Source organism: Streptomyces sp. NPDC004561 (assembly GCF_053602155.1).
On record NZ_JBSGDB010000351.1, the window covers coordinates 1 to 9,594 of the forward strand.

Consider the following 9,594-nt stretch of genomic DNA (forward strand, 5'->3'; position numbering starts at 1 on the left):
TGGTGTTCTTCGCCGGGTACCTGACGATGCGCAGGGACGCCCTCGCCCTCGCCGGGCGGCGCCTGATGGGCATGTATCTGCCACGCGGACGGCAGGTGGGCCGCGGCAGCATCGGCAGGGCGTGGAGCGGGTTCGCCGCCTTGTATCCGGCGAAGCACAGGGCCGGGTCCAGGAGGAACAGGCGGCGCACCCGGGCCGAGGCGCGCAGGGCGATCCAGCCGCCACAGGAGTGCCCACCTGGACGGGCCGAGGCGCCGCCCCGGCCCGTCCAGGTGGGGACAACTCCCCCGCCATTGCGGGGGGGCGTCCGGCAACCGGCCGGGTCGGCGACCGTACGGGGGTGGCGGTCGCCGGCCGGGACGCTCGGGCAGACGCCGCTCAGGTCGGCCGCGCGCACTCACCGGCCAAGATCGATCGCAGGTCGGCCCATTAGGGTCGGGGCATGAAGCCACCCCTTGCCAGCAGTGCCTTCGACTCGCTCCGCCTCGATGCCGTGTCCGACCGGGAGGCGCTGCGCCGGGCCTACGCACTCCCCGGCGACGCGGCCGTACGCAAGCAGATGACCGAACTCACCGAACAGACGAAGCGGTTGATCGTATGCTCGTCTCTGGTCCTGGTCGCCAGCGCGGACGCCGAGGGCAACTGTGACGTGTCCCCGCGCGGCGGCCCCGCCGGGTTCGTCGCCGTCCTGGACACACGGACGGTGGCGATACCGGACGCGACCGGCAACAAGCGTCTGGACACCCTGCAGAACGTCGTCGCCACCGGACGGGCCGGGCTGCTGTTCGTCATCCCGGGGCGCACCACGACGCTCAGGGTGAACGGCCGGGCCTGCGTCTCCACCCGCCCGGAGCTGCTGTCGCAGCTGACCGCCGTGGGCAAGCCGCCGGCCAGTGCGCTGGTGCTGGGGATCGAGGAGGTCTACCCGCACTGCCCCAAGTCGCTGCTGCGCAGCGGGGCCTGGAAGCCGGAGCAGTGGCTGCCGGTGGACGCCCAGCCGACCTCGGCCGAGGTGACGCTGGCCCAGCTGCGGATGCCGGAGCTGACGATCGCCGACATCGAGCAGGCGGAGGCGGACTCGCTGAGGTACCGCTACGAGTGACGGGCCGACCTGCGACCGCCGAACCACCGGCCCGCCCTGGCCTTGTCGTACGCAACCCGAAGGCGTCGCCGTCGTATCCGGCCACGGACCGATCGCGTTCGTGGCCGCGATCCGGACTCCTCGACGCGGTGCGGGAGGCGGTGGAGCAGGCCCCTAGCGTCCCGGAATCCGCCTCACAAGGTGATCCGCGGCACGGAACGGCCAGGTAACACGGGGTTCACATTCGAGCAATGACCGGGAAACCGCCTGTTGGCAGGCTGCGCGGCAGATCGAGAGCGGCGCCCCAGTGCCGCAGCGCCGCAGCACCGCCGAGTGCGCCCGACCCACCCCCGAAGGATGTGGCCCCGTGACCTTCAAGGCTGAGTACATCTGGATCGACGGCACCGAGCCGACGGCCAAGCTGCGTTCCAAGACGAAGATCATCACGGGCTCCCCCGCCGGCCTCGACGCGCTCCCGATCTGGGGCTTCGACGGCTCCTCCACCAACCAGGCCGAGGGCCACGCCTCGGACCGCGTGCTCAAGCCGGTCTTCACCTGTCCGGACCCGATCCGCGGCGGCGACGACATCCTGGTGCTGTGCGAGGTCCTCGACATCGACATGACCCCGCACCGGTCCAACACGCGTGCCGCGCTGGCCGAGGTCTCCGAGCGGTTCGCCGCCCAGGAGCCGATCTTCGGCATCGAGCAGGAGTACACCTTCTTCGAGGGCACCCGTCCGCTCGGCTTCCCCGAGAACGGCTTCCCGGCCCCCCAGGGCGGCTACTACTGCGGTGTCGGCGCCGACGAGATCTTCGGCCGCGAGATCGTCGAGGCCCACCTGGACAACTGCCTGAAGGCGGGCCTCGGCATCTCCGGCATCAACGCCGAGGTCATGCCCGGCCAGTGGGAGTTCCAGGTCGGCCCGCTCGCCCCGCTGGAGGTCTCCGACCAGCTGTGGGTGGCCCGCTGGCTGCTGTACCGCACCGCCGAGGACTTCGGCATCTCCGCGACCCTCGACCCCAAGCCGGTCAAGGGCGACTGGAACGGCGCGGGCGCGCACACCAACTTCTCCACCAAGGCGATGCGCGAGGGTTACGACGCGATCATCACCGCGTGCGAGTCCCTCGGCGAGGGCTCCAAGCCGCTGGACCACGTCAAGAACTACGGCGCCGGCATCGACGACCGTCTGACCGGTCTGCACGAGACCGCCCCGTGGAACGAGTACTCGTACGGCGTCTCGGACCGCGGCGCCTCGGTCCGCATCCCCTGGCAGGTCGAGAAGGACGGCAAGGGCTACATCGAGGACCGCCGCCCGAACGCCAACGTCGACCCGTACGTGGTGACCCGCCTCCTGGTGGACACCTGCTGCTCCGCCCTGGAGAAGGCCGGACAGGTCTGACTCACCCGTTCGACAGGGGGCGCCCGCCGACTCGGTGGGCGCCCCCTTCGCGTGTGCCCGGAACGCCGGCCTCGCGCCGGGGCACCGTCCAAGCAGTGAGAGGAGACTCCTGCCACGGGCCGGTGTCTGCTTCAATGGGCGCATGGCCGGCTTCCGGAAGATCACCGCGACGGGTCGCCATGACCTGGAGCCCTTCTGGCCCTCCCGTCAGCACCACGACTTCGACCGGATGTGTTGCCGCGCGGCGAACGCGCGGGCCCTCTAAAGCCGTACACCCCGGCCTTCGGCCAGCGCGGAACGACGTACGTCCTCCGGCGCGCCCGACCACGAATCGCGGCCGCCGCACCTCCCGACGAACCTCTCGCGCGAAAGAGCTGACGTCTCATGGCGACCACTCGTTCCCTCTCCCCCGCCTCCACGCTCACCGCCCCCGCCCGGCACCGGCTGCGCGCCGTCGACCGGGACGAGGCGGTCGAGGTCGCGGACTTCCTGCCGCCGGGCGCCACCTGGCTCCCCGCCCCGCCGCACACCCTGCCCGACCTGCCCGGCCGGCCGCCGATGGTCGGCTACCTGGTGCTGGTCCCGGCGGACCAGCACCCGCCGTTCCCGCCGGTCGCCCCGCCGGACGGGGCGCGGGCCGCGGCGGACGGCGACGCCCTCGTGCGCATCGACCCGGGTCGGCGCACCGCGAGCGTCGACGGCCGCGAACTCGACCTGACCTACCTGGAGTTCGAGCTGCTCGCCCACCTCGTGGCGCATCCGCACCGGGTGCACACCCGCGACCAGCTGGTCACCACCGTGTGGGGGTACGGCCATGTCGGCGACGGCCGTACCGTCGACGTGCACATCGCCCGGCTGCGCCGCAAGCTGGGCGCGCAGCACCGCCAGACGATCCGGACGGTGCGCCGGGTCGGCTACAAGTACGCCCCGCCGGCCGGGCGCTGACCCGCTCTGCCCTCGGCAGAGTCCCGTACCGGCGGGCGCCCGGACCGGGCAGGCTTCCCGGCATGAGACTTCTTGTGCTGGGCGGTACGGAGTTCGTGGGACGGGCCGTCGTGGAGGCCGCGCTCGGGCGCGGCTGGGAGGTGACCGTCCTCAACCGGGGACGGCACCAACCCCCCGCCGGGGCAAGGGCGTTGCGCGGCGACCGCACCGCCGCCGGCGGCCTCGACGCGCTCGCGCGGGATCCCGGGACCTGGGACGCCGTGGTGGACACCTGGTCGGCCGCTCCTCGTGCGGTGCGGGAGGCGGCACGGCTGCTGCGGGGCCGTGCCGGGCGGTACGTGTACGTCTCCAGCCGTTCCGTGTACGCATGGCCCTGGCCGCCCGGGGTCGGCGAGGACGCCCCGCTGGTCGAGGGCGCGGCGGCCGACGCCGGGCCGGCCGACTACGCGCGGGACAAGCGGGGCGGCGAGCTGGCCGCCGTGGAGTCCTTCGGCGCCGAGGGCTCGCTGCTGGTGCGGGCCGGGCTGATCCTCGGCCCGTACGAGAACGTCGGCCGGCTGCCCTGGTGGCTGACCCGGATCGCCCGCGGCGGCCCGGTCCTCGCCCCCGGTCCGGACGGACTGCCGCTCCAGTACGTCGATGCGCGCGACCTCGCCGACTGGCTCCTCGGCGCGGTGGAGCGGGCGTCGAGCGGGCCGTACAACCTGGTGAGCCCGCCCGGCCACACCACCATGGGTGAGCTGCTGCGGGCCTGTGCCGACGTCACCGGCGGGCACGCCGAGCTGCGCTGGACCGACCCCGGGGCGATCCTCGCGGCCGGGATCGAGCCGTGGACCGAGCTGCCGGTGTGGGTGCCGCCGGGCGGCGAGATGTACGACGCCGTCCACCGGGCGGACGTGTCGCGGGCGGTGGCGACGGGGCTGCGGTGCCGGCCGGTGGGCGAGACGGTCGCGGACACCTGGCGGTGGCTGACGGAGCTGGGCGGAGCGGCACCCCGGCGGCCGGACCGGCCGGCCCCGGGCCTCGATCCCGCGGTGGAGGCGCGGGTGCTGGCCGGGGCCGGGGGTGTACCTGGCACCACCCCCTGATCGGGGGCTTCGGCCAGTGACCGGGCGGCCGGGGCTCGGCCAGACTGACGGCCATGGACACCGACATGAAGAGCGGCCCCTTCCGGGCGCGGGCACGGGAGGCGCTGCTGGCCTCGGTACGGGGGCTGGTGCTGGCGCTGGTGGTGCTGCCCTTCGGCGTGGCGTTCCTCGTCCTGACCCTGGTCTCCCTCGCGCTCGTCCCGCTCGGCGTCGGGCTCGTCACCACACCGTGGGTGCTGACCGGCGTGCGGGCCCTGGCGGACACGCGCGCAAGACTCGCCGCACAGTGGTGCGGAGTGCGGATCCGGTCCGCCCACCGGCCGCTCCCGGCGGGTGGCCGCCCGTGGACGCGCACCGTGGCGATGCTGCGCGACCCGCAGACCTGGCGGGACGTGCGGTGGCCAGCGGTGGACATCACGGCGGGCTTCGTCACCGCGCTGCTGCCGGCCGTCGTGGTGTTCTTCCCGGTCGAGGGGTTCCTGCTGGCGGCCGGGCTGTGGCGGGCGTACGTGCGCGGCACGGGCGACACGTACTGGTACGCGTTCGTCCCGATCACCGGCCAGGCGTCGGCCCTCGGCGCCGCCGCGCTCGCCGCCGTGATCCTCCTCGCCGCCTGGCGCTTCACCCCCCGCCTGCTGGCCGCGCACTTCCGGCTCACCCGCGCCGTCCTCGGCGGCGACCGGGGCGAACTCGCCGAGCGGGTACGGGTGCTGACCGAGACCCGGCGCGACGCCGTGGACACCTCGGCCGCCGAACTGCGCCGCATCGAACGGGACCTGCACGACGGCGCCCAGGCCCGGCTGGTCGCGATGGGCATGGACCTCGGCACGATCGAGTCGCTGCTCGACCGGGATCCGCAACAGGCGCGCAGGCTCCTCTCCCAGGCCCGCCGGAACTCCGTGGAGGCCCTGGAGGAACTGCGCGGCCTGGTCCGGGGCATCCATCCGCCGGTGCTGGCCGAGCGCGGACTCGGCGACGCCGTCAGGGCGCTGGCGCTGCGGCTGCCGCTGCCCGCCGAGGTCACCGTGGAGCTGCCCGGCCGGGCGGACGCGCCGGTGGAGTCGGCCGCCTACTTCGCGGTCAGCGAGCTGCTCACCAACGCCGTCAAGCACTCCGGCGCCGAACGGCTCTGGGTCGACCTGCACCACGCCGAGGGGATGCTGCGGATATCGGTCACCGACAACGGCCGGGGCGGAGCCGTGGCGGGGGCGGGCTCGGGGCTCGCCGGGGTCGAGCGGCGGCTCGGTACATTCGACGGCGTCCTGGCCGTCAGCAGCCCCGCGGGCGGTCCCACCCTGGTGACCCTGGAGATCCCGTGCGCGTTGTCCTAGCCGAAGACCTCTTCCTGCTGCGCGACGGACTGGTCCGGCTGCTGGAGGCCCACGGCTTCGAGATCGCCGCGGCCGTCGGGTCCGGCCCCGAACTCACCCGGGCCCTGGCCGAGTCGGCGCCGGACGTGGCCGTGGTCGACGTACGCCTGCCGCCCACGCACACCGACGAGGGCCTGCAGTGCGCGCTCGCGGCCCGGCGGGCGCGGCCCGGGCTGCCGGTGCTGGTCCTCTCCCAGCACGTGGAGCAGCTGTACGCGCGCGAGCTGCTCGCCGACGGCGACGGCGGGGTCGGCTACCTGCTGAAGGACCGGGTGTTCGACGCGGAGCAGTTCGTGGACGCCGTGCGCCGGGTGGCGGCGGGCGGTACGGCGATGGACCCGCAGGTGATCCAGCAGCTGCTGGCCCGCAGGGCGGCCGACGACCGGCCGCTCGGCAACCTCACCCCGCGCGAACGGGAGGTGCTGGAGCTGATGGCGCAGGGCCGGTCGAACGCGGGCATCGCGGCGCAGCTCGTGGTGACGGAACGGGCCATCGCCAAACACACCTCCAACATCTTCGGCAAACTGGGACTCGAGGTGTCGGACGACGACAACCGGCGCGTTCTGGCGGTCCTCGCCCACCTCGACCGGGGCCGTTGATTTTTTTAGAACTTCCGCTGCTCAGACCGGGGTTGAGATCCCCGGGGCGGGCGATCCTGTGATGAATTCGTGAGACCGCTGAACACCTCTGGTGCGGCGTGCGTATGGAAGGACGCCGCTTCACTCCTGTCGGGCGCCTCGATGCTGCCCCGCAAGGAAGTCAGAGGAGTTCCATGGGACGCAACACACGAAAACGCCGTACGCCGCTGGCCGCCAAGGCCATAGCCGCATCGGCGGCCCTAGCGCTCGGTGGGGGCGGGCTGATCTGGGCGAACTTCTACGCCTCGGCGCACGAGTCGAACAACCAGACGTGGGGAGGCAACCAGACGAAGGCCGCCACGGCGCAGGTCGCGACCATCTCCTGCCCCGACGTCCAGCAGAAGCTGACGAACGTGCCGAGGAGGGCCCGCTGGGGGGTGGCCAGGGAGCTGTCGAACCTCGACAAGCAGATCACCGACGCCTACACCCGGCTCGCCTCCACCCGGCAGTCGCAGGCCAACGACCCGAACTTCGTGCAGAACGCGATCGTCGGGCCGCTGAAGGACAAGCGGGCGGCGACGATCGACCGGATCAGGATCGACATCCAGCGCGTCGGCGGATCCTTCGACAACTCGCTGAAGCAGCTCGCCGCCTGTACTACGCAGTCCGCCAACCAGACCACCGCTGGGGGGAACAGCGGTGGCCAGCAGCAGAACAACGGCGGTCAGCAGCAGACCGGCCAGCCGAGCAACGGCGGCCAGCAGCAGGGCGGCCAGCAGCAAGGCGGCCAGCAGCAGGGCAACAACGGCGGCCAGGGCGGTGACGGCCCGGCCGCGGCGGACTTCGTGGACATCACCAAGGTCGCGCCCAACGTCCTGGCCAAGCCCAACAAGACCGGCAACGCCTCGACGGGCACGTTCACCACGCGCTGCGGTGTGAACGCGAACCAGGTCCACAACAGCGACAACGTGATCGTCGCGCCCGGTGTGACCAACGGCGCTCACCATGTGCACGACTACGTCGGCAACCAGAAGATCGACGCGTTCGCCAGCAACCAGACGTTCCTGCAGGGCGGTACCAGCTGCCAGAACCGCAACGACCTCTCCGCGTACTACTGGCCGGTCATCCGCGAGCAGGACGGCACCCAGGAGAAGGACGCGAACGCGGACGGCGGTGGCAAGGACCTCAACGTCGGCAAGATCCTGGTCGCCCAGCAGGCGCAGATCAAGTACGTCGGCAGCCCGGCCAGCAAGGTCGTCGCGATGCCGCAGTTCCTGCGGATCATCACCGGTGACGCCAAGGCCTTCGTCAACGGGCCGGCCAACGCCAACGCGCACTGGAGCTGCACCGGCTTCGAGAACAGGGTGCAGCTGACGGACAAGTACCCGATCTGTCCGCAGGGCAGCAACGTGGTGCGCTCGTTCGCGTTCCAGAGCTGCTGGGACGGCCAGAACATCGACAGCGCCAACCACCGCACGCACGTGGCCTTCCCCGATCCCGCGAGCGGTGTCTGCCCGAACAACTTCAAGGCGATCCCGCAGCTGACGATGCGCCTGGTCTACAACGTGCCGCAGCCCGTCGTCCAGGCGGACGGCACGGTGAAGAACGCCTACGCGGTCGACGGCTTCCCCGAGGAGCTGCACAAGGCGATCACGGACCACGACGACTTCATCAGCGTCACCACGGGCGGCCTGGCCAACCAGATCGCCAACTGCATCAACAACGGTCAGAAGTGCGCGTGATCACCCCGTGATCCACTGACCCGCCGCAGACAGAAGGCCGGTGACGGAACCCCCTCCCGTCACCGGCCTTCGCCGTGCGTACGGCCTCGTCAGCCGCCGTGCGCGTGGTGGTCGGCGCCGATCTCCACGTCCCCGCCGAGGGTGCCGCGCAGCGCCTTGACGACTCCGTCGCCGCCGACGGCGACCCACTTGCGGCCGACCAGGTAGTAACCGCCGTAGTCCTTCGCGTCGTTGATCCACTCGCGCTGGCCGCGGTCGGTGGCGAAGGTGGCGAGAATGAACTTGCCGTCGTGGTTGTCGCAGATGGCCTGGCGGATCTCGTCGGCGTCGGTCTGCATGTTCGGCTTGCACTTCACCTGGGCGGCCAGGCTCTCCAGGCTGCCGGTCGCGGTGGGCGGCACCGCCTTGGTGTCCCCGCCGGATCCGCACCCCGCCAGCGTCAGTACGGCTGTGGCGCAGAGCACCGCCTTGGTCAACCTCATCTGTTCCTCCGGTCTGGTGGGCCAAGCATGCCTCAGCTCCTTCGGATACGGCTCCCGCGCGCGGTGCGCTCAATTCCGGTGACGCAGGGGCACTGGTGTGCGAAGGTGACCCGGTGAACCAGGACTGGGAAGACCGTGTGACCGCCGCTTGGGCCACCTTCGACGACTACCCGGAGGAGCGTGCGGCCGAGTTCCGCGCGGTGGTCGACGGGCTCGTCGCCGAGCTGCCCGCCGACAGCCCGCTGGGCCCGTTCGAGCGGGCCTGCGCCTGGGACTCGACCGGGCACTCGGACAAGGCCGCGCCGCTGTACCGGGAGGCGCTGGCCGGGGGGCTCGACGGCTACAAGGGGCGGCGGGCGAAGATCCAGCTGTCCAGTTCGCTGCGCAACATCGGCCGGGCGGAGGAGGGCGTCAAGCTGCTCACCCCGGAACTGGACGCTCCTTCGGACGAGTTGGACGACGCGGTCCGGGCCTGTCTCGCCCTGTGCCTGTCCAGCCTCGGCCGGGACCGCGAGGGCCTGTCCCTGGTGCTCGGCGCCCTGGCCCCCCATCTGCCGCGCTACCAGCGATCGATGGCCAACTACGCGCGCGCCCTGGTCGATCCGGAGGCATGAGCCGGCCGTTTGACGGTGACCAACCAACGGGTCGCTCGTTTTCCTGGACGTGCAGTCACAGGATGTAGCCCAGCGTCACGCCGCCGCCACCGGACCTGCCGACGTCGAGCAGGCCGAGGCCTCGCTCGTCGAGCACTACCCACGGCTGGTCCGGATCGCCTACCTGGTGCTGCCGCCCGGCCTCAGCCGCGGCCGCCGGGTGCTGACCGCACACGCCCTCGCCCAGCGTGCCCTGCCCCGGGGCGGGTCACGGCGGCGGTCACCGTCGACATGGCCAAGTCGCTCGACTACTACC

At 72.1% G+C, this 9,594-nt stretch carries 9 protein-coding genes and 2 pseudogenes; 9 read left to right on the forward strand and 2 right to left on the reverse strand.

What is annotated here, in order from left to right:
- Nucleotides 1-88 precede the first annotated feature (88 nt).
- A pseudogene (locus tag ACWEN3_RS33370) lies at nucleotides 89-397 on the reverse strand (alpha/beta hydrolase); the annotation flags it as partial.
- A 45-nt stretch (nucleotides 398-442) separates the two neighbouring features.
- On the opposite strand from ACWEN3_RS33370, the gene ACWEN3_RS33375 reads away from it, so the two are divergent.
- The 7 genes from ACWEN3_RS33375 to ACWEN3_RS33405 all read left to right on the forward strand — a co-directional run bounded on the left by ACWEN3_RS33375 (nucleotide 443) and on the right by ACWEN3_RS33405 (nucleotide 8,203).
- Entirely contained in the window at nucleotides 443-1,102 is a 660-nt protein-coding gene (locus ACWEN3_RS33375) for an MSMEG_1061 family FMN-dependent PPOX-type flavoprotein (protein WP_452978511.1), read from the forward strand.
- A gap of 346 nt (nucleotides 1,103-1,448) precedes the next feature.
- Nucleotides 1,449-2,480: a glutamine synthetase gene (gene glnII, locus ACWEN3_RS33380; protein WP_452978513.1), complete on the forward strand. Its 1,032-nt coding sequence runs from the start codon at nucleotides 1,449-1,451 to the stop codon at nucleotides 2,478-2,480.
- Nucleotides 2,481-2,864: 384 nt separating this feature from the next.
- On the forward strand, nucleotides 2,865-3,425 hold the full coding sequence (locus tag ACWEN3_RS33385) for a winged helix-turn-helix domain-containing protein (RefSeq protein ID WP_452978516.1): 561 nt from the start codon (nucleotides 2,865-2,867) through the stop codon (nucleotides 3,423-3,425).
- Nucleotides 3,426-3,487: 62 nt separating this feature from the next.
- Nucleotides 3,488-4,513 carry an NAD-dependent epimerase/dehydratase family protein gene (locus tag ACWEN3_RS33390; protein ID WP_452978518.1) on the forward strand — a complete coding sequence of 342 codons (1,026 nt, stop codon included), beginning with the start codon at nucleotides 3,488-3,490 and terminating at the stop codon, nucleotides 4,511-4,513.
- Between the two features lie 53 nt (nucleotides 4,514-4,566).
- Nucleotides 4,567-5,844 carry a sensor histidine kinase gene (locus tag ACWEN3_RS33395; RefSeq protein WP_452978521.1) on the forward strand — a complete coding sequence of 426 codons (1,278 nt, stop codon included), beginning with the start codon at nucleotides 4,567-4,569 and terminating at the stop codon, nucleotides 5,842-5,844.
- The gene (locus ACWEN3_RS33400; protein WP_452978524.1) at nucleotides 5,829-6,482 is read left to right on the forward strand and encodes a response regulator transcription factor; all 654 of its coding nucleotides are present in this window, start codon (nucleotides 5,829-5,831) and stop codon (nucleotides 6,480-6,482) included. Before ACWEN3_RS33395 ends, ACWEN3_RS33400 begins: the two co-directional genes overlap by 16 nt.
- Before the next feature lie 173 nt (nucleotides 6,483-6,655).
- Nucleotides 6,656-8,203, forward strand: coding sequence for a DUF1996 domain-containing protein (locus ACWEN3_RS33405; protein WP_452978527.1), 1,548 nt, complete (start codon nucleotides 6,656-6,658; stop codon nucleotides 8,201-8,203).
- A gap of 89 nt (nucleotides 8,204-8,292) precedes the next feature.
- On the opposite strand, the gene ACWEN3_RS33410 is transcribed toward ACWEN3_RS33405, so the two are convergent.
- On the reverse strand, nucleotides 8,293-8,685 hold the full coding sequence (locus ACWEN3_RS33410) for a hypothetical protein (protein WP_452978530.1): 393 nt from the start codon (nucleotides 8,683-8,685) through the stop codon (nucleotides 8,293-8,295).
- Between the two features lie 95 nt (nucleotides 8,686-8,780).
- On the opposite strand from ACWEN3_RS33410, the gene ACWEN3_RS33415 reads away from it, so the two are divergent.
- Together ACWEN3_RS33415 and ACWEN3_RS33420 are read left to right on the forward strand one after the other, a co-directional pair.
- The gene (locus ACWEN3_RS33415; RefSeq protein ID WP_452978533.1) at nucleotides 8,781-9,299 is read left to right on the forward strand and encodes a tetratricopeptide repeat protein; all 519 of its coding nucleotides are present in this window, start codon (nucleotides 8,781-8,783) and stop codon (nucleotides 9,297-9,299) included.
- A gap of 49 nt (nucleotides 9,300-9,348) precedes the next feature.
- A pseudogene (locus ACWEN3_RS33420) lies at nucleotides 9,349-9,594 on the forward strand (hypothetical protein); the annotation flags it as partial.